This is a genomic window from Roseobacter sp. OBYS 0001 (genome assembly GCF_019654895.1).
Taxonomy (GTDB): Bacteria; Pseudomonadota; Alphaproteobacteria; order Rhodobacterales; family Rhodobacteraceae; genus Roseobacter; species Roseobacter litoralis.
The window spans coordinates 1-23,910 of record NZ_BPES01000011.1; the positions used below are offsets into that span (position 1 = coordinate 1).

Here is a 23,910-nt window from a genome sequence, read left to right on the forward strand (position 1 = left end):
CGTGCCAATGTTAACATGCGGTTTATTACGTTCAAACTTTGCCTTTGCCATGATGGCCTCCTTAGATATTCATTTGAGTTGTCGATCAACCCGGTGTTGGTACTTGCCGCCCCGGCAGGGGCGACCAAATTAAGCGAATTTTGCCTGAATCTCGTCGGAGATATTCTGTGGCACGGGGTCATAGTGATCGAATTGCATCGTAAACTGCGCCCGACCCGAAGACATGGACCGCAGAGTGTTGATATACCCGAACATGTTGGCAAGCGGCACAAAGCAGTCGATCGCAATCGCATTGCCCCGTGGTTCCTGACCGGACACCTGACCCCGGCGTGAGGTAAGGTCACCAATGATGCCACCAGTGTATTCTTCCGGTGTAACCACTTCCACTTTCATGATCGGCTCAAGCAGCTTTGCGCCCGCTTTTTTCATGCCCTCGCGCATGCCCATCCGTCCTGCAATTTCAAACGCAAGAACAGAGGAGTCAACGTCGTGGAATTTCCCGTCGATCAGAGCGACCTTGAAGTCGATCACAGGGAAACCCGCCAGCGGACCAGAATCCATCACCGATTTAATGCCTTTTTCGACACCCGGAATGTATTCTTTCGGAACCGAACCACCAACGATGCGGGATTCAAACGAATAGCCTTCGCCCGCTTCGGTTGGCGACAGGATCATCTTGACCTCAGCAAATTGACCGGACCCACCCGATTGCTTCTTGTGGGTGTAAACTACTTCGGCTTCGCGAGAAATCGTCTCACGATACGCAACCTGTGGCGCACCGATGTTTGCTTCGACTTTGAACTCACGCTTCAGGCGATCAACGAGGATGTCCAGATGGAGTTCACCCATGCCCTTCATGATCGTTTGACCGGATTCGATATCTGTTTCCACACGGAAAGACGGATCTTCCGCCGCCAGACGTGCAAGACCCTGAGACATCTTCTCTTGGTCAGCCTTGGTTTTTGGCTCAACCGCGATCTCGATCACCGGATCCGGGAACGTCATCGTTTCCAGAACAACCGGATCGTTTACGGCACACAGGGTATCGCCTGTTGTGGTATCCTTCAGACCCGCAAGCGCGATGATGTCACCGGCGAACGCCTCGTCAATCTCTTCACGGTTGATGGAGTGCATCATCATCATGCGACCAACGCGTTCTTTTTTGCCTTTGGTCGAGTTCAAAAGAGTATCACCCTTTTTCATCTGACCCGAGTAGATGCGTGTGAACGTCAACGAACCGACGAAGGGGTCGTTCATGATTTTGAATGCAAGACCCGAAAACGCCATGTCATCGTCCGCACGACGCGGGATATCACGGGTTTCTGTCTCATCACCAGGCTTGAAGCCCATGTAGTCGACAACGTCCAGCGGGCTGGGCAGGTAGTCGATAACCGCGTTCAACAGCGGCTGAACACCCTTGTTTTTAAAGGCTGAGCCACACAGCACCGGAATGAACTTGATTTCCAGCGTGCCCTGACGGATCAGTTTGCGCAGCGTGTCCACATCTGGCTCTGCACCATCCATGAGGTAATTTTCCATGGCATCGTCGTCCATCTCGACCGCAGTCTCGATGAGTTTGGCGCGCCATTCGTCGGCTTGTTCTTTCAGGCTGTCGCGGATCGGTTTCTTGACCCAGCTCGCGCCAAGGTCTTCGCCTTCCCAGACCCATTCTTCCATGGTCACGAGGTCAATCATGCCTTCGAGCTCGGTCTCTGCACCGATTGGAATCTGGATAGGGGCCGGGATCGCACCGGTGCGGTCCTGAATCATTTTCACACAGTTGAAAAAGTCAGCGCCGATCTTGTCCATTTTATTGACAAACACAATGCGCGGGACTTTGTACCGGTCGGCCTGACGCCAAACGGTTTCGGTCTGCGGCTCGACACCAGCATTTGCATCCAGAACGGCAACCGCGCCGTCAAGCACCGCCAGCGAACGCTCAACTTCGATGGTGAAGTCAACGTGGCCGGGTGTGTCGATGATGTTCATGCGGTATTTCGTGTCAGAAGTCGCCTCTGCTGTGGGCTCTTCCTGACGCTGCCAGAACGTGGTGGTCGCAGCGGATGTGATGGTGATCCCGCGTTCCTGCTCCTGCTCCATCCAGTCCATGGTTGCGGCGCCATCGTGCACCTCACCAATGTTGTGGGATTTGCCGGTGTAAAACAGAATACGTTCGGAACAGGTTGTTTTGCCGGCATCAATATGGGCCATGATGCCAAAGTTACGGTACCGGTTGAGCGGATAGTCGCGTGCCATGGGGCTGCTTCCTCGAGATATCTAAAAACGGTTGAACGCGCCCCCAGACGGGGCGCGACTTGGCGGGGGAACCCGCCCGGTTTACCAGCGGTAGTGGCTGAACGCTTTGTTCGCGTCTGCCATTTTATGCGTGTCTTCGCGCTTTTTCACGGCAGTACCGCGAGACTGAACAGCATCCATCAGTTCGCCTGCAAGGCGCTCTTCCATGGTGTTCTCATTGCGCGAACGGGCGGCTTTGATCAACCAGCGAATGGCCAGCGCCTGACGACGCTCAGGGCGCACTTCGACGGGCACCTGATAGGTGGCACCACCGACACGGCGCGAGCGCACCTCGACGGAAGGCTGGATGTTGTCCAGCGCTTCGTGGAACACCTCGATTGGCGCGCGCTTGATCTTGGTTTCAACGCGCGTCAGGGCGTTGTAAACGATGGTTTCTGCGATCGACTTTTTGCCGTCGATCATCAGGTTGTTCATGAATTTTGTCAGAACCAGATCACCATATTTGGCGTCGGGCAGGACTTCGCGTTTTTCGGCTGCGTGGCGACGGGACATATCGTATTCCTCTTACTTCGGACGCTTCGCGCCGTATTTCGAACGGCGTTGCTTACGGTCTTTGACGCCTTGGGTATCCAGAACACCACGCAGAATGTGGTAACGGACACCCGGAAGGTCTTTGACACGACCGCCACGGATCAGAACCACGGAGTGTTCCTGAAGGTTGTGGCTTTCGCCCGGAATGTAGCTGATGACCTCAAAGCCATTGGTCAGACGAACCTTTGCAACTTTACGCATCGCAGAGTTGGGCTTTTTGGGTGTGGTTGTGTAAACGCGCGTGCAAACGCCGCGCTTTTGCGGGCACTCTTGCAAGTGCATCGATTTGGATCGTTTGATTTTAGGCTGCCGCGGTTTGCGGATCAGCTGTTGGATCGTTGGCATTCCGGCTTTATCCCCGTGTTGCTCACATATGTGTGCACGGGACGGCCCCGTGCGGTTTCAATTTTACACGGCTCACGCGTCCATGAGCCGCCCCTTGCGCAAAAAGCGCGTTTATTTCTTGTCGCAAGACCGCGCGACAACAAAAAAACCGCCTCCGCTTCCGTACCGAGGAAACGACGCGGTGGGTTAACAGAGGATCGGGCCGATAGGGGGCCGGATCGTGACCACTTTAGTATGATGTCAGTGCAGGCAAGCGTAATTCCTGCTCCGAGATAGCGCGCGTATAAAAGGAGTCGCCAAGGGTGTCAACAGCTTGCCTGAAACGGCGCACATGTTCCGGTGACGCTGTGAAATCGAGCTGTCCTTAGTGGGCGGCCATCAACTGGCGTTCCCGGTAAAAGGTGAACAACCCCGTTGCCACGATAAGACCCGCCCCGAAAAAAGTCAGCGGCGTGGGCCAGTCCCCAAAAAACGTCCACCCCAGCAGCAGCGCCCATATCAGCCCCGTATATCTGAACGGCGCGATGAAAGACACATCCCCCGCCCGCATCACCTGAACCGAAAAGAAATAGCCGCCTATAATGAACAGAGCAGCCGCGAAAACCATACCGCCCAGTTGCGGCGTCACGGGTGCCCATTCGATGAACAGGCAAGCAAAACCCGATGTCACCAAGACTGAAAATGACGCGGCAAACGTGACCAGCAGCGAAGGGACGCGCGCAGACATGCATCTTGTAGAAAGATCGCGAACCGTTACGCAGATAACGGCAAGCAGAGCCAAAATCGACCAGATCGAAAACCCATCCGCGCCGGGGCGCACAATCAGCAGCATGCCAATGAATCCAACGCCGATGGCTGCAAACCGACGCCAGCCGACGGCTTCTCGCAAAAACAGCGCCGATCCGAGCGTCAGCATCAGCGGCAGCATTTGCAGGATAGCGGTCGCGTTAGCCAATGGCATATTCAACAGCGCCGTCACAAAGAACACTGCTGCCGCCACCTCGGCCGCCGACCGGACACCAATCAGTACCCAGTCACGCCGCGATATATCAAACTGCCAAGCCTTGTTTCCATGTGCTAAAAAGCCAATAAAAACAGTGGACAGAACACCACGCAGAAAAAGAAGCTGGAAAAGCGGCAAGTCCCCATCGGTGGCCTTCAGGAATGCATCGTTCAGCGTAAAGCAAGCCATGGACGCGATCATGAGTAAGGCGCCATTCATGTTTGCCGACATCAATTCAGATCCTGGACTGTAGGTTTAAGGGGCTTCGCGTCGCGAAATGGCGTCAAAATTGACCGGCAACTGCCATGTGTGAGAAAATACCCTTTTGTACAAAATGAAAAGCCCCCACCGGTATGATCCGATGAGGGCCTCTCTATTTCATGAGCCGCAGTCTTAGTCGCGGCTGTCTTCCTCGTGATGCACTGGCTGATCAAAGACGTCGCCACCCACCATATCGTCCACCACAGGTGCCGCGAGGGCCGCTGCCGCTTCTGCTTCTTCACGGCGTGCTTCGATCACAACATTGTCGCGATCCTGAGCCACACGACGCATTTTCATGGTCGCGCCACCAGTCCCGGCTGGGATCAGGCGACCCACTATGACGTTTTCTTTCAGACCGACCAGCTTGTCTTTCTTACCTTGCACAGAGGCTTCCGTAAGAACACGCGTGGTTTCCTGGAAGGACGCCGCAGAAATAAAGCTGCGGGTCTGCAACGACGCCTTGGTGATCCCCAGCAGGATCGGTTCGCCCTTTGCGGGGCGGCCGCCTTTGCTCAGCGCTTTTTCGTTCGCCTGATCAAACTCCTGCTTGTCGACATGTTCGCCCTTGAGCAGCGTGGTGTCCCCAGATTCCTGGATTTCCCACTTCTGCAGCATCTGACGCACGATGACTTCGATGTGCTTGTCGTTGATCTTCACGCCTTGCAGACGGTAGACATCCTGCACTTCGTCGATCATGTAATCCGCCAGCGCTTCGACACCCATAATGGCAAGAATGTCATGCGGCGCCGGATTACCGTCCATGATGTAGTCGCCCTTCTGGACAAAGTCACCTTCCGCAACCGGGATGTGCTTGCCCTTGGGCACCATGTATTCGACCTTGTGATCCGGATCTTCGGAGGACTCAATCGCGATACGACGTTTGTTCTTATAGTCCTTGCCGTAGCGCACATAACCATCGATTTCCGCAATGATAGCGTGATCTTTGGGGCGACGTGCCTCAAAGAGTTCGGCCACACGTGGCAAACCACCGGTGATGTCCTTGGTCTTGGCACCCTCACGCGGGATACGCGCAACCACATCGCCCGCCTTGATCTCGGTTTGGTCCTCAATGGACAGAACCGCATCAACGGACATCGGATAGGTCACCGGATTGCCCGCATCGTTGCGCACAGGTTCCCCATCGGCATCTACCAGAATGATTTCAGGCTTCAGCTCGTTGCCCTTGGTCGCGGAACGCCAGTCGATCACGATCTTCTGTGTCATGCCGGTTGCATCATCGGTCTCATCCTTGATGGCGATCCCGGACACGAGGTCCACGAATTTCGCCATGCCGGATTTTTCCGCAATGATCGGCAACGTGTAGGGATCCCATTCAAAGAGCTTGTCGCCGCGCACCACTTTTTGGCCTTCGGTAACAAACAGCTTTGTACCATACCCTACTTTGTGGCTGGCACGCTCCTCCCCATTATCATCATGAATGATGAGTTTCATGTTCCGACCCATGACCATGATCTCGCCCGCCTCGTTTTCAAGCGTTTGAGCATTGTCAAAGACAACTTTGCCGGAATGGCTTGCCTCGAGGAAGGACTGCTGCCCACCCTGTGCAACACCGCCAATGTGGAACGTCCGCATGGTCAACTGTGTACCCGGTTCACCAATGGACTGTGCCGCGATGATGCCGACAGCCTCACCAGAATTGACCATCGTACCGCGTGCGAGGTCACGACCATAGCACATGGCACAAACGCCCTCTTCGGCCTCACAGGTCAGCGGGCTTCTGATCCGCGCCGATGCGACACCTGCTTCTTCAACAGAATCCGCCATGCGTTCGTCGATCAAAGTACCAGAGGCAATGATCACCTCATCCGTGCCCGGACGCACGATATCCTCGGCCACGACACGGCCCAGAATACGTTCGCTCAGCGACGACACAACTTCACCATCGTTCACAGCAGCGACGGCTGTGATTGACGTTTCGGTGCCACAATCGCGCATGCGCACGATGCAGTCCTGTGCAACATCACCCAAACGCCGCGTCAGATAACCGGAGTTCGCCGTTTTCAAAGCAGTATCCGACAGACCCTTCCGCGCGCCGTGCGTGGAGTTGAAGTACTCAAGAACGGTCAGACCTTCCTTAAAGTTGGAAATGATCGGCGTTTCGATGATGTCGCCGTTCGGCTTGGCCATCAGGCCGCGCATCCCGCCGAGCTGTTTCATCTGTGTCACCGATCCACGCGCACCGGAGTGTGCCATCATATAGACCGAGTTCGGTTCCATTTCAGAGCCGTCCACGTCCGTCTGACTGGCCGAGATTGAGCCCATCATCGCGTCCGTGACCTTGTCGTTACACTTAGACCAGGCATCGACCACTTTGTTGTACTTCTCGCCCTGAGTGATCAGACCGTCCATGTACTGCTGTTCGAAATCCTTAACCTGGTCGCGCGTCTCACCGACGATCGGCCATTTGGTATCGGGGATCAGCATGTCGTCCTTGCCAAAGGAAATCCCGGCTTTGAACGCTTCCCGGAAACCCATGGTCATGATGTGGTCACAGAAAATGACCGATTCCTTCTGACCGCAATAACGGTAGACGGTGTCGATGATCTGCTGCACTTCCTTCTTACGCAGCAAACGGTTGACCAACTCGAACGGTGCCTTGGCATTGAGCGGCAACAGCGCGCCAAGACGGATCCGGCCCGGTGTCGTGTCAAACCGCTGCATCACTTCGAGACCATTCTCGTCGATCTGTGTGATCCGCGCGGTGATCTTTGAATGCAAATGGACCACCCCGGCGTCAAGCGCATGTTGCACTTCTTCGACGGAGCCAAAGACCATCCCTTCGCCCTTCATGCCCGCACGCTCAAGGGTCGTATAATACAGACCCAAGATCATATCCTGCGACGGCACGATGATCGGAGCGCCGTTTGCAGGGGACAGAACGTTGTTCGTGGACATCATCAAAACGCGCGCTTCAAGCTGCGCCTCAAGGCTCAGCGGCACGTGAACGGCCATCTGGTCCCCATCAAAGTCCGCGTTAAAGGCGGAACAGACCAACGGGTGCAGCTGGATCGCTTTGCCTTCAATCAGCACGGGTTCAAACGCCTGAATGCCCAAACGGTGCAATGTCGGCGCACGGTTCAGCATCACAGGGTGTTCGCGGATGACCTCGTCGAGGATATCCCAAACTTCGGGACGTTCTTTTTCGACCAGCTTTTTCGCCTGCTTCACAGTCGAAGAAAGCCCTTTGGCCTCAAGTCGCGAATAGATGAACGGCTTGAAGAGTTCGAGCGCCATCTTTTTGGGCAGACCACATTGGTGCAGCTTGAGTTCGGGACCGGTCACGATGACCGAACGACCCGAGAAGTCGACGCGTTTGCCCAAAAGGTTTTGACGGAAGCGGCCTTGTTTACCCTTCAGCATGTCAGACAGCGATTTCAGCGGACGCTTGTTGGCACCCGTGATCACACGGCCGCGACGGCCATTGTCAAACAGCGCATCGACAGATTCCTGCAACATCCGCTTTTCGTTACGCACAATGATATCAGGTGCGCGCAATTCGATCAGACGCTTGAGACGGTTGTTCCGGTTAATCACCCGACGGTAAAGATCGTTGAGGTCGGAGGTCGCAAAACGACCGCCATCCAGTGGTACCAGCGGGCGCAGTTCAGGCGGAATCACAGGGATCACGGTCAGAACCATCCACTCCGGGCGGTTGCCGGATTCGAGGAAAGATTCCACGACCTTCAGGCGCTTGATGATCTTCTTGGGCTTCAGCTCACCTGTGGCTTCTTTCAGATCAGCACGCAACTGGTCTGCTTCGGCTTCCAGATCAATCGCGGCCAGCATTTCGCGGATCGCTTCGGCACCGATGTTGGCGGTGAAAGCGTCCATGCCATAGATGTCTTGCGCATCCATATACTCTTCTTCGGTCATCATCTGACCGTAGGTGAGTTCTGTCAGGCCCGGTTCGATCACAACGTAGTTTTCGAAATAAAGCACACGTTCCAGATCACGCAGCGTCATGTCCAGCATCAAACCGATGCGCGACGGCAGCGACTTCAGGAACCAGATATGCGCAACCGGCGAGGCCAGTTCGATGTGGCCCATCCGCTCACGGCGCACCTTTTGCAGCGTGACTTCCACACCGCATTTCTCGCAGACAACGCCGCGATATTTCATGCGCTTATATTTGCCGCAGAGGCATTCGTAATCTTTGATCGGGCCAAAGATACGCGCACAGAAAAGACCGTCCCGCTCAGGCTTGAAGGTCCGGTAGTTGATGGTTTCGGGTTTCTTGATCTCACCGAAAGACCAAGACAGGATCCGCTCTGGCGATGCCAGAGAGACCTTGATCTCGTCGAATGTCTTCACCGGTGCAACCGGGTTAAACGGGTTGTTTGTAAGTTCCTGGTTCATTTTAGTCTCCCCATATGGGTGTTTGTCCGTAGACAAGAAAATCTATTGCAAGTGCAGCGAAAATCGTGACTCAGACCAATCTCATGGTGTAGTGGACGCTTCTTTCATACCATTTGGCTTCTCGATCATGCGGCCAGAAGGCATTCATAATGTCGATGGCGAGAAAGAAGCACCCAACCAATCCCATTTGGATTGGTCCGGTTGTTGTCACTCATCCTCCTCCGCATCCAGGAGTTCCATGTTGAGGCCGAGGCCGCGGACTTCTTTGACCAGAACGTTAAAGCTCTCGGGCACGCCCGCTTCAAAGTTGTCCTCGCCCTTGACGATGCTTTCATAGACTTTCGTCCGTCCGGCCACGTCGTCCGACTTCACGGTCAGCATTTCCTGCAGGGTGTATGCAGCGCCGTAAGCTTCGAGCGCCCAGACCTCCATCTCACCAAAGCGCTGACCACCGAACTGCGCTTTACCGCCCAAGGGTTGCTGGGTGACCAGCGAGTATGGACCGGTTGAGCGCGCGTGGATTTTGTCATCCACAAGGTGGTGCAGTTTCAGCAGGTATTTGACACCCACGGTCACCGGGCGGGCAAACTGCTCACCTGTGCGACCATCAAAGAGCACCGACTGACCGGATGTATCAAAGCCCGCGCGGGTCAGCGCATCGTTCACATCCGCCTCTTTCGCGCCGTCAAAGACCGGCGTCGCAATCGGCACACCGCGTGTGACATTGCCTGCCGCCTCGATGAGCGTGTCCTCATCCATGCCAACAATGCCTTCGTCATAGACATCTTGACCATAGGCAAGGCTGAGCGCGTCGCGCACAGGTGTCAGATCGCCAGAACGACGGTATTCCTGCAGCGCCTCATCCACATTTACACCGAGACCGCGCGCGGCCCAGCCCATATGTGTTTCGAGGATCTGACCCACGTTCATACGAGATGGAACGCCGAGCGGGTTCAGACAGAAATCGACCGGTGTCCCGTCGCCAAGGAACGGCATGTCTTCCATGGGAACGACTTTGGAGATAACACCCTTGTTCCCGTGACGACCGGCCATTTTATCGCCCGGCTGCAGCTTGCGCTTTACCGCCACGAAGACCTTGACCATCTTCATCACGCCCGGGGGCAGATCATCGCCACGACGGACTTTTTCCACCTTGTCCTCAAAGCGCGCATCAAGCGTGCGTTTCTGGATTTCGTACTGCTCGTTCAGGGCTTCAACGACTTGTGCATCCGCCTCATCCTTGAGCGCCAATTGCCACCACTGACCACGCGGGAGCATTTGCAGCAGATCATCAGTGATCTCAGCGTTGGAGGAGACACCTTTCGGCCCCTTCACCGCCACCTTACCCATGATGGTGGACTTGAGACGCGCGTAGATGTTGCGATCAAGGATCGCCATTTCATCGTCACGGTCACGGGCCAGACGTTCGACTTCTTCCCGCTCGATCTGCAGCGCACGTTCGTCTTTTTCCACACCATGGCGGTTGAACACGCGCACTTCGACGACGGTGCCGAAGTCACCCGGTTTGACGCGCAATGACGTATCCCGCACATCCGACGCTTTCTCACCAAAGATGGCGCGGAGAAGTTTTTCTTCTGGCGTCATCGGGCTTTCACCCTTCGGTGTGATCTTGCCTACGAGGATATCGCCCGGCTCCACATCGGCACCGATATAGACAATGCCCGCTTCGTCGAGGTTGCGCAGCGCTTCCTCGCCGACGTTCGGGATATCGCGGGTGATTTCTTCTGGCCCCAGCTTGGTGTCACGCGCGGCGACTTCGAATTCCTCGATATGGATCGAGGTAAAGACGTCGTCACGGGCGATCCGCTCGGAGATCAGAATGGAGTCTTCATAGTTGTAGCCATTCCACGGCATGAAGGCGACGACGACGTTCTTGCCGAGCGCCAGTTCCCCCATATCGGTGGACGGACCATCCGCAATCACCTGCCCTTTGAGCACCGTGTCGCCCACCTTCACCAGCGGACGCTGGTTGATGCAGGTGTTCTGGTTGGAGCGCTGGAATTTGCGCATGCGGTAAATGTCCACACCCGCGTCACCCAGTTCCAGATCAGATGTCGCACGAATAACGATACGCTGTGCATCCACCTGGTCGATGATGCCCGCGCGTTTCGCCATGATCGCCGCACCGGAGTCGCGCGCAACCACTTCTTCGATGCCAGTACCCACGAGAGGGGCCTCGGCCTGAAGCAGTGGAACCGCCTGACGTTGCATGTTCGAGCCCATCAAGGCCCGGTTCGCGTCATCGTTTTCGAGGAACGGGATCAGCGAGGCCGCAACAGATACCAACTGCTTGGGCGACACGTCGATCAGGTCGACATTCTCGGAGGGTGCCAAGGTATAGTCACCGGACTGACGCGTGCTGACCAGATCGTTTTTGAAACGACCGTCCTCATCCAACTGCGCGTTCGCCTGCGCAACAGTGTGACGCATCTCTTCGGTGGCGGACATATACTGTACTTCGTCCGTTACCATGCGGTTTTCGACCTTGCGGTACGGTGTCTCGATGAAGCCGTATTTGTTCACGCGGGCGAACGTAGCCAGCGAGTTGATCAGACCAATGTTCGGCCCTTCAGGCGTTTCAATCGGGCACATCCGTCCATAGTGGGTCGGGTGCACGTCGCGCACCTCAAAGCCCGCGCGTTCACGTGTCAGACCGCCCGGCCCAAGCGCAGAAAGACGACGTTTGTGCGTCACTTCCGAGAGCGGGTTGGTTTGGTCCATGAACTGGCTGAGCTGCGAGGAACCAAAGAATTCACGCACCGCAGCGGCTGCTGGTTTGGCGTTGATCAGATCCTGCGGCATCACCGTGTCAATCTCAACCGACGACATGCGTTCTTTGATCGCACGCTCCATGCGCAGCAGACCCACACGGTACTGGTTTTCCATCAATTCGCCGACGGACCGCACACGACGGTTGCCGAGGTGGTCGATATCGTCAATGTCACCACGCCCATCGCGCAGGTCTACCAGCGCCTTGATGCAGGCCACAATGTCTTCGCGGCGCAACGTGCGCTGCGTGTCTTCGGCGTCCAGTGCCAGACGCATGTTCATTTTCACGCGGCCAACGGCAGAAAGATCATACCGCTCAGCGTCAAAGAACAATGTGTCAAACAAGGCCGATGCCGCCTCGACGGTGGGGGGCTCGCCCGGACGCATCACGCGGTAAATATCCATGAGCGCGGTGTCGCGGTTCATGTTCTTGTCCTGCGCCATGGTGTTGCGCATGTAAGGGCCCACATTCACGTTGTCGATGTCCAGCACCGGAATCTCGGTGATCCCTGCTTCGACAAGCTCTTTTGCAGTACCGCCGATCAGCGTGCCGTCTTTATCGTACTCAAGCGTCAGCTCATCGCCAGCCTCGACATAAATCGCGCCGGTCTCTTCGTTGATGATGTCCTTGGCGACAAACTTGCCCGCGATGTGCTCATACGGCAGCAACAATTCGGTCACTTTGCCTTCGTCGATCAGTTTCTTGACCGCGCGCGGCGTGACTTTCTTGCCCTTTTCGAAAAGGATTTCACCGGATGCCGCATCCACCAGATCGTATGTCGGGCGGGTCCCGCGCACGCGATCAGGGAAGAATGGGGCGACCCAGCCTTTGTTCTTCTCAAGCTTGTACGTGATGGTGTTGTAATAAGCGTCCATGATCGCTTCCTGGTCGAGACCCAGCGAATAAAGCAGCGTGGTCACGGGAAGCTTGCGGCGACGGTCAATCCGCGCAAAGACGATGTCTTTTGCGTCGAACTCAAAGTCCAGCCAGGAGCCGCGATAGGGAATGATCCGGCAGGCAAACAGCAGCTTGCCCGACGAATGCGTTTTACCTTTGTCATGATCAAAGAACACACCGGGGGAACGGTGCATCTGGGAAACGATCACACGTTCGGTCCCGTTCACCACAAAGGTCCCATTGGGCGTCATTAAAGGCATATCGCCCATAAAGACGTCTTGTTCTTTGATGTCTTTGACCGATTTTGCACCGGTGTCTTCATCCACATCAAATACGATCAGGCGCAGCGTCACCTTCAGGGGCGCGCTGTAGGTCATGTCACGTTGCTGACATTCCTCGACATCGTATTTGGGTTTTTCGAGCTCGTATTTTACATACTCAAGTACCGACGTTTCATTGAAATCTTTGATCGGAAATACAGATTGGAATACGCCTGTAATGCCCTCACCATCGGTGGGCACATCTGCTTCGCCTGAGTTCAAAAACAGATCATATGAGGATTTTTGCACCTCGATCAGGTTCGGCATATCCAATACTTCGCGGATTTTGCCATAATATTTACGTAGACGTTTCTGGCCAAGGAACGATTGAGCCATATTAGGTGTCACCTTTCAGAGTTCTCACCGGTCGAGGACGCCGTCGGGCCACGGCACCTCGCCCATACGAGACGATACGTTTCGGTCTATTCGTGAGCACCGTCCCACCGGTGCCCTCCCGACCATTGAACCGCATCTTGGAAAACGCCCTCATTGAAAGGCCCTTACCAAGACAGGTTGAGCCGGACCTGAAATCTCAGGTCCAGCTCGGTTTTTGTCATCGAAAGCCATGTAGTCCGGCTTCCGAGTGAGGCAACTTAGGCCAGTTCGACTTCGGCGCCAGCTGCTTCCAGCTTGCCTTTGATCTCTTCGGCTTCGGCTTTGTCGCAGCCTTCTTTGATTTTGCCGCCAGCTTCAACCAGGTCCTTGGCTTCTTTGAGGCCCAGACCGGTGATGCCGCGTACTTCTTTGATGACGTTGATTTTCGAAGCGCCTGGGCTTTTCAATACAACGTCAAACTCTGTCTTTTCTTCCTCGGCAGCGCCTGCATCGGCAGGACCGGCCATCATGACAGCGCCACCGGCTGCTGGCTCGATGCCGTATTCGTCTTTGAGGATTGTCTTCAGTTCTTGTGCTTCGAGCAGAGTGAGACCAACGATCTCTTCCGCCATTTTCTTCAGATCAGCCATGTTTTAGCTCTTTCCGTTAACGATATGTGTGTTCCAACGCCGAGTGTTCAACCCAACGCCAATAAGACGATTGCTTAAGCGGCCGCCTTGTCCTCAACAGTGGACAAGATGGATGCGATATTGCTTGCAGGTGCGCCAATGGCCCCGGCGATGTTCGAAGCAGGTGCGCCCAACATGCCCGCGATAGTAGCAATAAGCTCCTCGCGCGAAGGCATTTTGGACACGGCTTCTACACCGGCGGCGTCCAACGCGTTCTCACCCATTGCGCCGCCGAGAATCACGAATTTTTGATTCTCCTTGGCATAGTCCTGAGCAACCTTGGCCGCGGCCACAGGATCCTCAGAAAAGGTCAGAACGGTCATACCCGTCAGAAGGTCAGCGATGCTTGCGCATGGCTTGCCCTCAAGGGCGATCTTGGCGAGCCTGTTTTTGGCAACACGCACAGACCCACCCGCGTCGCGAGCGCGCGCACGAAGGTCCTGCATTTCAGCAACTGTCAGACCGGCGTAGTGGCTAACCACAACGACACCAGAGCTTTCAAAGATCTGGCCGAGTTCGTCGACCAGCTGTTCTTTTTGTGCTCTATCCACAGTTTCACTCCAATTGTGGTCGAGTTCCCCCGACCGGCTCAGTTTAGAGAAGCGATCTTCTGCCTCTCGTTTCGGGTCCAATTCAGGGTCCCGAGCCATGACCGCCCGAAGGCTTGAATGATCTCGTTTCCCATCTCGGGAAGGAATTATGCGAGGTGACCCCCGAACCCTCCGTCTCGGACAGAAAGCAAGGCCAACGTATTGGCCCTGCCTACTTGACGGGTTGCCCCGCCAAATTCTTATTCGACGTTCGCGTCTTCGACAGCGACTGACACGCCCGGGCCCATGGTCGAGCTCAGCGCGATCTTTTTCATATAGGCCCCTTTGGACCCAGATGGTTTGGCTTTGGACACCGCACTGACAAAGGCGCGGATGTTTTCGACCAGCTTGGCTTCATCAAAGCTGATTTTGCCAACGCCTGCATGCACGACGCCGCCTTTTTCAGCCTTGAACTGAACTTCGCCACCTTTTGCCGCTTTCACCGCGGCTTCGACATCCATCGTCACGGTACCGACTTTTGGGTTCGGCATCAGGTTACGCGGGCCAAGCACCTTACCCAGACGACCGACGATCGGCATCATGTCCGGTGTCGCAATGCAGCGATCAAATTCGATCTTGCCGCTTTGGACAGTTTCCATCAGGTCTTCTGCGCCAACGATATCAGCCCCAGCCGCCGTTGCTTCATCCGCTTTTGCGCCACGGGCAAACACAGCGACGCGCACTGTTTTACCGGTGCCGTTCGGCAGGCCAACGACGCCACGAACCATCTGGTCAGCATGACGCGGATCAACGCCAAGGTTCATCGCAATCTCAACTGTCTCGTCGAATTTGACCGAGGAATTTGCCTTCATCAGGGCCACGGCTTCTTCGACAGTGACGTTCTCTTTGCCGGCAAATGCCTCACGCGCGGAACGCGCTCTTTTTCCAAGTTTTGCCATCTTACTTCACCTCGATGCCCATGGAACGGGCAGAGCCCAGAATGATCTTCATTGCCGCTTCGATCGACGTGGCGTTCAGGTCTTTCATCTTCGCTTCCGCAATCTCGCGGACCTGCTTGGTGCTCACATATCCCACGACTTCGCGGGACGGCGTCTTGGCACCAGACGACAGCTTGGCGGCCTTCTTGAGGTAATAAGACGCTGGCGGCGTCTTGATATCCATCGTGAAGGATTTGTCCTGATAATAGGTGATCACGGTCGGGCAAGGGGCGCCTTGCTCCATATCTGCGGTCTTGGCGTTGAACGCCTTGCAGAATTCCATGATGTTGATGCCGCGCTGACCCAGCGCCGGGCCAACCGGCGGGGATGGGTTTGCTTGCCCGGCGGGCACCTGCAGCTTCATGCTGCCAACGAGTTTCTTGGCCATTGGCCTTCTCCTTTTTCCAACCCTGTCGCAGCGCGCTGCTTCAGGTCCTCGGCGGGAAACCCGCCGTTGTTGTCGTGGTCCGGTTCAGATGCCGCGGCACCTTCGCCTCCCACGCCTTACACACGTCAGGTCTGCTTGTTGACCTGCGTGAATTCCAGTTCGACCGGTGTTTCCCGGCCAAAGATCGAAACCGACACCTTCAGGCGTTGGTTCTCATCGTCTACTTCTTCGATCATGCCATCGAAGTCCTCAAACGGACCGTCGGCAACCTTGACCTTTTCACCCACTTCAAAGTGGATCAGTGTACGCGGCGCTTCTTCGCCTTCCTGAACACGGTTGAGAATCGCGTTCACTTCCGCATCCCGCATTGGCATAGGGCGACCTTGCGGCCCGAGGAACCCGGTAACGCGGTTGATGGAGTTCACAAGGTGATAGCCCTTGTCCGACATCTCCATATGCACCAGCACATAGCCCGGCATGAACCGGCGCTCAGTGGTCACTTTCTTGCCGCGCCGCACTTCAATGACCTCTTCGGTTGGAACCAAGACTTCGTCAATCTGGTCTTCCAGCTCCTGCTCGGCCACGGACGTACGGATTTGTTCTGCGATCTTTTTCTCAAAGTTCGACAGGACACTGACCGAATACCACCGCTTTGCCATTTGAACCTTATTCCCTGTCTGCGATCGACACATCAGTGCGCCAATTTTTCTTTTACTATCAAGCCTTTTGGCCGCTATCCCCGAACAGAAAATCGGCGCACAACTCGAATCGCCGCACGCCCCCGCTCAGGTCAGGGTTGCGGGATACTCCGCAAACCTGAATGTTTCAAGGGGATTAATCTGTTTTTTGTGCGGCTCGAAAGACGCCTTACCCGAACATCGTCAAGACAGACTGCAAGCCCCAGCGGATCAAAATATCCACCAAAGCGAAAAATACAGCCGTGAGCGCCGCCAGAATAAAAACCATAACTGTGGTCAGCATCACCTCACGACGCGTTGGCCACACGACTTTGGACACTTCAGCACGAACCTGCTGGATGAACTGGAGCGGATTGGTCGTGGCCATGGGACACCTTCTTTGTGAGCTAGCTATGGCGATGTAACGGCCAAAGCTACAGAATTCAAGAGACCATTGCGATCAGTCTGCGTTGCCTTTGCCCAACAGGGTCACTGCTCTGTAACAACCGGGTCAAGGACGGCCCGACCAAGGCACAAACGCGCGGATGACGAAGCCTGAAAAAGACGACCGGACAAAGCCACAGAATCAAACTGCCATAGCCTCAGGAAAACCCTTCCATCAAGCACCTTTGCCACGTCGTCGAAAGTCGACACCGTCGTGCGCAAGATATTCCCGCGGCATCTTACGCGATCGGACGGCTATCCATGACCAGCCGCCACACCATGCACTCGAACGAGTGTTACCCGCATTTGGAATACCCACACGACCCACAGGTCATGCATCCCTCGACCATGCGCAAATCGAACTGGCCACAGCTGCTGCAGGCTTGCCCGCGCTGGGTATCCAAGCCCACGACCTGTGCCTGTGGGTCCGATTTCAGACCCAATCCCTCACCTGCGATAAACCCGGTCGCGATCATGTGCTGTTCGATCACACCGCCAATCGCCGCGAGGATCGACGGGATGTACTTGCCCTGCATCCACGCGCCGCCGCGCGGATCGAACACTGCCTTCAGTTCCTCGACCACGAAGGACACATCCCCCCCGCGCCGGAATACTGCCGAGATCATCCGCGTCAGCGCGACAGTCCACGCGAAGTGCTCCATATTCTTGGAATTGATGAAGACTTCAAACGGTCGCCGATGCCCGTTCAGCACGATGTCGTTGATCGTAATATACAGGGCATGCTCACTGTCGGGCCATTTGACCTTGTAGGTGTTGCCCTCCAACTCGCTGGGGCGATCCAGCGGTTCGGACATGTAGATCACATCGCCATGGGGTTGCTGCGGTTCGGCGGCATCGTTTGTGATGACTTCGGGGGCTGTACTTTCCCCCAGCAATTCCGAAACCTTGACGTTTAGCGATAAAGCAACAGCCGAAAGACTATCCGACCTCAAGGTTTCACTAGAACCACTGAGGAACTTACGGAGAGTGCTTACATCCAACCCGGCCAACTTAGAAAGAGCTGCAACACTAGTCTTGCGGTAGTCGATCATTTTCCCAATGTTTTGACGCAAGTCACCACTCAGTAATGGCTTCTCTTCCGCCACACTCAACACCGACCCTGTCACCGCGTTCGGCCTATACGTCGTACATCCCTTACAGCCGCTATCCCACGCCTCCATATAGACGTCCTTGAACGCGTCAAAGCCGATGTCTTCAGGGCAGTTGATCGTCTTTGAGATCGACGAATCCACCCATTTCTGTGCTGCCGCCTGCATTTTGACGTGCTCCAGCGGAGCCAGCGTCTGGGCGTTCACGAAATAGTCGGGCAGTTCTTTGTCGCCAAACTTCTCACGCCACATCTGAACCGCATAATCGACGACTTCTTCCTCGGTCCGGCTGCCATCTTTTTGCAGAACCTTGCGGGTGTAGGCATAGGCGAAAACCGGCTCGATGCCCGAACTGACGTTCCCCGCATAAAGGCTGATCGTCCCCGTTGGTGCAATCGAGGTCAGCAACGCGTTGCGAATTCCATGTTCACGCACAGCTTCGCGCACGTCCTCATCCATTGCCTGCATCGTGCCGGACGCCAGATATTTGTCCGCATCAAAGAGCGGGAACGCGCCCTTTTCCTTCGCCAAGTCCACCGACGCCAGATATGCGGCGCGGGCGATCGCGTGCAACCAGCGGTCGGTCTGACGCGCCGCCTCGTCCGAACCATAGCGCAGCCCGACCATCAACAGCGCATCCGCCAGACCCGTGACACCCAGCCCGATCCGCCGCTTTGCATGTGCTTCGCGCGCCTGCGCTTCCAATGGGAATTTCGAGGCATCCACCACGTTGTCCATCATGCGCACAGCGGTCGCCACCAGATCATTCAGCGCGACCTCATCCAGTTTTGCCGCCTCTTCAAAAGGCGCGCTGACAAGCCGAGCCATATTGATGGACCCCAACAAACACGCGCCATAGGGCGGCAGGGGCTGTTCGCCGCACGGGTTCGTCGCGGCAATTGTTTCGCAGTAATTCAGGTTGTTGGCCTGATTGATCCGGTCAATGAAAATCACACCGGGTTCGGCATAATCGTAGGTCGCCTGCATGATGCGGTTCCACAGATCACGCGCCTGCAAAGTGCGGTAGACCTGACCGTCAAACACAAGGTCCCACGGGCCATCCGCCTTGACCGCCTCCATGAAGGGATCAGTCACCAGCACGGACATGTTGAACATGCGCAGCCGCGCGGGGTCCGATTTGGCGGCGATAAAATCCTCCACATCCGGGTGATCGCAACGCATGGTGGCCATCATTGCCCCTCGGCGCGACCCTGCCGACATGATCGTGCGACACATCGCATCCCAGACATCCATGAACGACAAGGGGCCAGAGGCATCCGCCGCCACGCCTTTTACGTCTGCACCCTTGGGACGGATCGTCGAGAAATCATAGCCGATCCCGCCGCCCTGCTGCATGGTCAAGGCGGCCTCTTTCAGCATGTCAAAAATTCCACCCATGCTGTCGGGAACCGTCCCCATCACAAAGCAATTGAACAGCGTCACCGACCGCGCTGTGCCCGCCCCAGCCGTGATCCGACCCGCAGGCAGATATTTGAAATCTTTGAGCGCGGAATAGAATTGCTCTTCCCAAATGTCAGGTGTCTTTTCCACCCGCGCCAGATCGCGCGCGATGCGCCGCCATGTGTCCTCCACCGTGACATCAATGGGCGCGCCGCCTGCTTCCTTGAAGCGGTACTTCATATCCCAGATTTGTTCGGCAATTGGGGTGGTAAAGGCTGACACTGGTGGGGTCTCCTGATCTTAGTTATCCACAGACGGCTGTGGAAAAAATACTATCTCTTGAGGGTATGAATTCCGAAGCTACTATATACGCCATGGATACAAAGAATCAAAGCACCAAACGCACGCATCTTATCAAACTCTCCGTGGGAACAGAGACAGTAGACGACCTTGCGGCTTGGCAAGCGACGAAACGCGCGCAGACGCCGGACGGCTTGCCGCGCCATGTCACCCGCATGTGGCCCAAACGCGAAGTGGAAATCCTGAATGGCGGCTCGATTTACTGGGTGATCAAAGGCGTTATTCAGTGCCGCCAGACGGTAATGCGCTTGGATGAGTACATCAGTCAGGATGGGATAAGACGTTGCGCCATCGTGCTTGATCCCCAGATTATCCGCACGCAGACGAGTCTGAAGCGACCGTTTCAAGGCTGGCGGTATCTGCCGGTTTCTGACGCGCCACCGGACCTGCCCAAGGGGCGTGCCTCAGAAGAACCATTACCGGTTGAACTCAATCGTGCATTGGCCGAGATCGGCGTATTATAGCCCGCCTCTAACCGCCGATCTGCGCAATCAGTTGCTCGGCAATCTGCCGGTCGGCTTTGTCCAACGCGGCGGCTCTGCTGCGCCACAGCGTCGCCTGTGACCGCAATACGGGACCGTCGCAGAGTATCTTGAGGTGGTTGGCGCGCAAGGTCTCTCCGCTTGAGGTAATATCTGCAATCGCTTCGGCCGTTTCATTGGCCACCGTACCTTCGGTCGCGCCCTGGCTGTCAACAAGTGCATAATCCGCAACGCCGCCCTGACGTAAATACTCGCGCACAAGCCTATGGTATTTCGTCGCGATCCGCAGACGCATCCCGTGGGCTTGCCGAAACGCCGTGGCAACCGCATCCAGATCATCCAGCGTATCCACATCCACCCAGGCCTTTGGCACCGCAAGCACAAGGTTCGCAAACCCAAAGCCAAGCTCCTGCACAGGCTCGACCATCTGATCCCAGAGCGGCAGTTTCTCCTGCACCAGATCCGTGCCCGTGACGCCAAAATGTATCCGACCAGCCGCCAGTTCACGCGGCATTTCGCCTGCGGACAACAGGATCAACGCCACGCCCTCGATACCATCCACCGCCCCGGCATATTCGCGATCCGACCCTGCGCGCGACAGGGTGACGCCATGCTGGCCGAACCAGTCAAAGGTCTTTTCCATCAACCGCCCTTTGGACGGGACACCCAGTTTCACGGTCATGTGCCGCCCTCCAGCATCAGCATCAGATCGGGCCTGATGACCCCACCGACGGCGGGGATTTCCGCACCACCTCCCAATCGCCGGGTCAGCGCATCATAGCGACCGCCTGTCGCCACCGCGGGCAAATCGTGACGTTTCGGGTGGTAATAGCCAAAGACAAAGCCATCGTAGTATTCCATCGAAGTACGCCCATAACTCGCCTCAAACGGCAGCGCGTCGACATCCACACCGCGTTTGGCCAGTGCTTCGGCGCGGTCAGACAAGCGTGCAACCGCCTGTTCGATACTCGGCATATCCACAGCCAGATCGCGCAGCTGCTGCAAGGCGAAAGGCATGGTTTCGCGCACATTGACCAGCGCATCCAGCAGGTCCACCTCGGTCTCGCTCAGGGGGGCGGTCGCGGCATCGGCATGCAACAAGGCGATCCGCGCGTCGATCTCGCTCTGGCTGCGTTTGCCGATCAGGGGTGCATCCGGGACGGCCGTATGGCCTGCCAACAATTCCAACCGCTGTTTTGACGGTTTGATCCGTCCGGCGTAGCGGTCCAGCAGGCTGCGGAACCGGCGCGGGCGCCAGATGTGACGCAAAAGCGCGGATTTCCGGGCATCTGTGGTGCGCAGACCCCGCACGGCAGCGGTCAGAATGCCGATATCCCCCGTCGCTGCGCGCAGGCCCAAGGGCGAAAGCACAGTTTCAAACAGGCAAAACACCTCTGCATCCGCAGCGGCCGGGTTTTCGCGGTCAAAGACCTCATAGCCGACCTGAAAATACTCATTCGCACGCGACGGGTCGTGTTCCTGCCGGCGGAACACTTCGCCAGCGTAGGTATAGCGCGCAGGTTCTGCCCCATGCGCCATGTGCATCTGAACCACGGGCACTGTAAAATCCGGGCGCAGCATCTGCTCACCCCGAAGCGCATCGGATGTTACATAGGCCCGGGCGCGAATTTCCTCGCCGTAGAGATCAAGGAGCGCATCGGCAGGTTGCAAAATAGGCGCCTCGATGCGCTGCGCCCCTGCCGCCTCAAAAGACGCACATAGGTCCGCCGCACGCGCCAGCGTCGCTGCACGCGTTGTCATTTTTCCAACCCGTGTTGCGCCAGAATTTCGCGCACTTTTGCAACAAGGTCTGCGCGCGGCACCTCAAACTGGCTGGGGCGGTCCTTCCATTCCTCAAGCGTGGCGCTTTTGGCGATTTCAGCACCAAGGATCAGGTCCTTGATCTGCACCACGCCCTTTTCGTGCTCGTCGCCGCCCTCGATCACGGCGACGGGGCTGTTGCGCGTGTCGGCATATTTGAGTTGATTGCCAAAGTTCTTGGGATTGCCCAGATAGACCTCCGCACGGATGCCCGCCTGCCGCAGTTCAGCGACCATCGCCTGATAATCCGCCATACGGTCGCGATCCATGACGGTGACGACCACGGGGCCTACGTCTGTTGTGTCCAAACGCCCCTTGGCATGAAGCGCCGCCAGCAGCCGATCCACCCCGATCGAGACGCCCGTCGCAGGCACTTCCTGACCTGTAAAGCGTTTCACTAAATCATCATACCGCCCGCCGCCTGCGACAGACCCAAAGTTGCGGGTGCGGCCCTTTTCGTCCTGAATTTCGAAGGTGAGTTCTGCCTCATAGACCGGGCCGGTGTAGTAGCCAAGGCCGCGCACGACGGAGGGGTCGATGACGATGCGGTCAGTGTCATAACCTAACGAGGCGACAGTTTCAGCGATTTGCTTCAACTCTTCCACACCCTGTTTTCCAACTTGGCTCAGGCCAACGATCTCTTTCAGGTGACCACAGGTCAAAAAATTACGAAAACCAATCACGTCTTGAAGTTTTTGAACCTCTGCAGACGCATTGCCCTTCTTTATTTCAGCCACTGATCTGTCCATTGCATCACTAGAATTTGCAAAAGTCATAACCGTAGCGGCTTGGTGACTTGTGAGTCCTGCGCCTTCCGTGAAATCTCCACTTTCGTCACGCCGGCCCTCGGTAAGCAACTGTAGAACCGCATCGACACCAAGTCGGTCTAGCTTGTCTATTGCCCTAAGTACCATCCCACGTTTCTCAGAATGGCGTTCAGGATGCAGCATATCTAGTACTCCTGCGACCTCCATGACCCCATTCAGCACCTTACGGTTGTTGATCCGCACCACATAGTCTCCACGCTCGATCCCGACCGCCTCAAGGCAATCGCAGAGCATCGCGCAGATCTCGGCATCCGCAGCCACCGACGATGCGCCGACCGTATCCGCATCGCACTGATAAAACTGGCGAAACCGCCCCGGACCGGGCTTTTCATTGCGCCAGACGGGGCCCATCGCGTAGCGGCGGTAGGGTTTGGGCAGGTCATTCTGGTGCTGGGCATAGACCCGCGCCAAGGGGGCCGTCAGATCATAGCGCAAGGCGAGCCAGTCGCCGGGTTTGTCCGCGTCCGCGTCTTCCTGCCAGGCGAACACGCCCTCATTGGGGCGGTCCACATCGGGCAGGAACTTGCCCAGGGCCTCAACCGTTTCCACGCCTGAACTTTCCAGCGCATCAAACCCATAACGATGATAGACCCCGGCAATCTTTTGCAGCATCTCTGCGCGCTGGCTGACTTCGGCACCGAAATAGTCGCGGAAGCCCTTTGGCGTCTGCGCCTTGGGGCGGGGTGTCTTTTTGGGCTTGGCCATGAGGGGTCCCTTTGGCTGGTCTGGTCGCGCGCGGTCTAGCGGATGCAACGGCTACAAACAAGATGGGCGCGCAGGCTCTTTATCGCGCCGGGTGTGCATGCTAGGGGCTGGGTCATGGAAAAGCTTGAAGAACAGATCGCCCATCTGACCCGCACCGTCGAAGACCTGTCCGATGTGGTTGCGCGGCAGGAAAGTGAAATCGCGGTGCTGACCCGCCGTGTTTTCATGCTGATGCAGCGGGAAGGCGAACGCGAGGCGCAAGGTTCCGGCAGCGTGGTTCTGGGCGATGAGCGCCCGCCGCATTACTGATCAGGACGCGTTGC

The 23,910-nt window shown here is 56.4% G+C and carries 18 protein-coding genes; 2 read left to right on the forward strand and 16 right to left on the reverse strand.

All coding sequences use genetic code 11. From position 1 onward, the window contains the following. Window positions 1-129 precede the first annotated feature (129 nt). From fusA to K5Q35_RS17555, 13 genes are all read right to left on the reverse strand, one after another. Complete coding sequence (fusA, locus tag K5Q35_RS17495; RefSeq protein ID WP_013960397.1) at window positions 130-2,256, reverse strand: elongation factor G; 2,127 nt, start codon at window positions 2,254-2,256, stop codon at window positions 130-132. An 81-nt stretch (window positions 2,257-2,337) separates the two neighbouring features. Beyond that, the gene (rpsG, locus tag K5Q35_RS17500; protein WP_013960396.1) at window positions 2,338-2,808 is read right to left on the reverse strand and encodes a 30S ribosomal protein S7; all 471 of its coding nucleotides are present in this window, start codon (window positions 2,806-2,808) and stop codon (window positions 2,338-2,340) included. 12 nt (window positions 2,809-2,820) lie between these two features. Further along, on the reverse strand, window positions 2,821-3,192 hold the full coding sequence (gene rpsL, locus K5Q35_RS17505) for a 30S ribosomal protein S12 (RefSeq protein WP_011570072.1): 372 nt from the start codon (window positions 3,190-3,192) through the stop codon (window positions 2,821-2,823). Between the two features lie 364 nt (window positions 3,193-3,556). Further along, on the reverse strand, window positions 3,557-4,426 hold the full coding sequence (locus K5Q35_RS17510) for a DMT family transporter (protein ID WP_220800705.1): 870 nt from the start codon (window positions 4,424-4,426) through the stop codon (window positions 3,557-3,559). 162 nt (window positions 4,427-4,588) lie between these two features. After that, a complete protein-coding gene (rpoC, locus tag K5Q35_RS17515) occupies window positions 4,589-8,833 on the reverse strand; it encodes a DNA-directed RNA polymerase subunit beta' (RefSeq protein WP_220800707.1) in 4,245 nt (1,414 codons plus the stop codon). Between the two features lie 207 nt (window positions 8,834-9,040). Beyond that, entirely contained in the window at window positions 9,041-13,177 is a 4,137-nt protein-coding gene (gene rpoB, locus K5Q35_RS17520; protein WP_013960393.1) for a DNA-directed RNA polymerase subunit beta, read from the reverse strand. Window positions 13,178-13,434: 257 nt separating this feature from the next. Further along, window positions 13,435-13,806 carry a 50S ribosomal protein L7/L12 gene (gene rplL, locus K5Q35_RS17525; protein WP_013960392.1) on the reverse strand — a complete coding sequence of 124 codons (372 nt, stop codon included), beginning with the start codon at window positions 13,804-13,806 and terminating at the stop codon, window positions 13,435-13,437. Between the two features lie 74 nt (window positions 13,807-13,880). Next, complete coding sequence (gene rplJ / locus K5Q35_RS17530; protein WP_011570078.1) at window positions 13,881-14,396, reverse strand: 50S ribosomal protein L10; 516 nt, start codon at window positions 14,394-14,396, stop codon at window positions 13,881-13,883. 239 nt (window positions 14,397-14,635) lie between these two features. Next, window positions 14,636-15,334, reverse strand: a complete 699-nt coding sequence (gene rplA / locus K5Q35_RS17535) for a 50S ribosomal protein L1 (RefSeq protein WP_013960390.1) — start codon at window positions 15,332-15,334, stop codon at window positions 14,636-14,638. 1 nt (window position 15,335) lies between these two features. Then, the gene (rplK, locus tag K5Q35_RS17540) at window positions 15,336-15,761 is read right to left on the reverse strand and encodes a 50S ribosomal protein L11 (RefSeq protein ID WP_013960389.1); all 426 of its coding nucleotides are present in this window, start codon (window positions 15,759-15,761) and stop codon (window positions 15,336-15,338) included. Between the two features lie 125 nt (window positions 15,762-15,886). Beyond that, window positions 15,887-16,420 (reverse strand): transcription termination/antitermination protein NusG, encoded by a 534-nt coding sequence (nusG, locus tag K5Q35_RS17545; RefSeq protein ID WP_013960388.1) that lies wholly within the window; start codon window positions 16,418-16,420, stop codon window positions 15,887-15,889. A gap of 208 nt (window positions 16,421-16,628) precedes the next feature. After that, entirely contained in the window at window positions 16,629-16,826 is a 198-nt protein-coding gene (gene secE, locus K5Q35_RS17550; protein ID WP_011570082.1) for a preprotein translocase subunit SecE, read from the reverse strand. Window positions 16,827-17,178: 352 nt separating this feature from the next. Further along, entirely contained in the window at window positions 17,179-19,674 is a 2,496-nt protein-coding gene (locus K5Q35_RS17555; RefSeq protein WP_220800715.1) for an adenosylcobalamin-dependent ribonucleoside-diphosphate reductase, read from the reverse strand. A 92-nt stretch (window positions 19,675-19,766) separates the two neighbouring features. Between K5Q35_RS17555 and K5Q35_RS17560 the strand changes: the two genes are divergently transcribed. Beyond that, window positions 19,767-20,216, forward strand: a complete 450-nt coding sequence (locus K5Q35_RS17560) for a DUF1489 family protein (protein ID WP_013960383.1) — start codon at window positions 19,767-19,769, stop codon at window positions 20,214-20,216. Between the two features lie 7 nt (window positions 20,217-20,223). On the opposite strand, the gene hisG is transcribed toward K5Q35_RS17560, so the two are convergent. From hisG to hisS, 3 genes are read right to left on the reverse strand one after another with little or no spacing between them, the layout of a single operon-like run. Beyond that, window positions 20,224-20,916 carry an ATP phosphoribosyltransferase gene (hisG, locus tag K5Q35_RS17565; RefSeq protein ID WP_220800717.1) on the reverse strand — a complete coding sequence of 231 codons (693 nt, stop codon included), beginning with the start codon at window positions 20,914-20,916 and terminating at the stop codon, window positions 20,224-20,226. After that, window positions 20,913-21,995 (reverse strand): ATP phosphoribosyltransferase regulatory subunit, encoded by a 1,083-nt coding sequence (locus tag K5Q35_RS17570; RefSeq protein WP_220800719.1) that lies wholly within the window; start codon window positions 21,993-21,995, stop codon window positions 20,913-20,915. Before K5Q35_RS17570 ends, hisG begins: the two co-directional genes overlap by 4 nt. Beyond that, window positions 21,992-23,587, reverse strand: coding sequence for a histidine--tRNA ligase (hisS, locus tag K5Q35_RS17575; protein WP_220800721.1), 1,596 nt, complete (start codon window positions 23,585-23,587; stop codon window positions 21,992-21,994). Before hisS ends, K5Q35_RS17570 begins: the two co-directional genes overlap by 4 nt. A gap of 114 nt (window positions 23,588-23,701) precedes the next feature. On the opposite strand from hisS, the gene K5Q35_RS17580 reads away from it, so the two are divergent. Then, window positions 23,702-23,896 carry a SlyX family protein gene (locus K5Q35_RS17580; RefSeq protein ID WP_011570120.1) on the forward strand — a complete coding sequence of 65 codons (195 nt, stop codon included), beginning with the start codon at window positions 23,702-23,704 and terminating at the stop codon, window positions 23,894-23,896. The last annotated feature ends 14 nt before the right edge of the window (window positions 23,897-23,910 follow it).

Excerpts from the sequence above, each read along its gene's own strand:
- rpsL (WP_011570072.1), bottom strand. The coding sequence starts at position 3,192 with ATGCCAACGATCCAACAGCTGATCCGCAAACCGCGGCAGCCTAAAATC.
- fusA (WP_013960397.1), bottom strand. The coding sequence starts at position 2,256 with ATGGCACGCGACTATCCGCTCAACCGGTACCGTAACTTTGGCATCATG.
- rpsG (WP_013960396.1), bottom strand. The coding sequence starts at position 2,808 with ATGTCCCGTCGCCACGCAGCCGAAAAACGCGAAGTCCTGCCCGACGCC.
- rplA (WP_013960390.1), bottom strand. The coding sequence starts at position 15,334 with ATGGCAAAACTTGGAAAAAGAGCGCGTTCCGCGCGTGAGGCATTTGCC.
- nusG (WP_013960388.1), bottom strand. The coding sequence starts at position 16,420 with ATGGCAAAGCGGTGGTATTCGGTCAGTGTCCTGTCGAACTTTGAGAAA.
- K5Q35_RS17580 (WP_011570120.1), top strand. The coding sequence starts at position 23,702 with ATGGAAAAGCTTGAAGAACAGATCGCCCATCTGACCCGCACCGTCGAA.
- K5Q35_RS17510 (WP_220800705.1), bottom strand. The coding sequence starts at position 4,426 with ATGTCGGCAAACATGAATGGCGCCTTACTCATGATCGCGTCCATGGCT.
- K5Q35_RS17560 (WP_013960383.1), top strand. The coding sequence starts at position 19,767 with ATGGATACAAAGAATCAAAGCACCAAACGCACGCATCTTATCAAACTC.
- hisG (WP_220800717.1), bottom strand. The coding sequence starts at position 20,916 with ATGACCGTGAAACTGGGTGTCCCGTCCAAAGGGCGGTTGATGGAAAAG.
- secE (WP_011570082.1), bottom strand. The coding sequence starts at position 16,826 with ATGGCCACGACCAATCCGCTCCAGTTCATCCAGCAGGTTCGTGCTGAA.
- rpoC (WP_220800707.1), bottom strand. The coding sequence starts at position 8,833 with ATGAACCAGGAACTTACAAACAACCCGTTTAACCCGGTTGCACCGGTG.
- rplL (WP_013960392.1), bottom strand. The coding sequence starts at position 13,806 with ATGGCTGATCTGAAGAAAATGGCGGAAGAGATCGTTGGTCTCACTCTG.
- K5Q35_RS17570 (WP_220800719.1), bottom strand. The coding sequence starts at position 21,995 with ATGACAACGCGTGCAGCGACGCTGGCGCGTGCGGCGGACCTATGTGCG.
- rpoB (WP_013960393.1), bottom strand. The coding sequence starts at position 13,177 with ATGGCTCAATCGTTCCTTGGCCAGAAACGTCTACGTAAATATTATGGC.
- hisS (WP_220800721.1), bottom strand. The coding sequence starts at position 23,587 with ATGGCCAAGCCCAAAAAGACACCCCGCCCCAAGGCGCAGACGCCAAAG.
- rplK (WP_013960389.1), bottom strand. The coding sequence starts at position 15,761 with ATGGCCAAGAAACTCGTTGGCAGCATGAAGCTGCAGGTGCCCGCCGGG.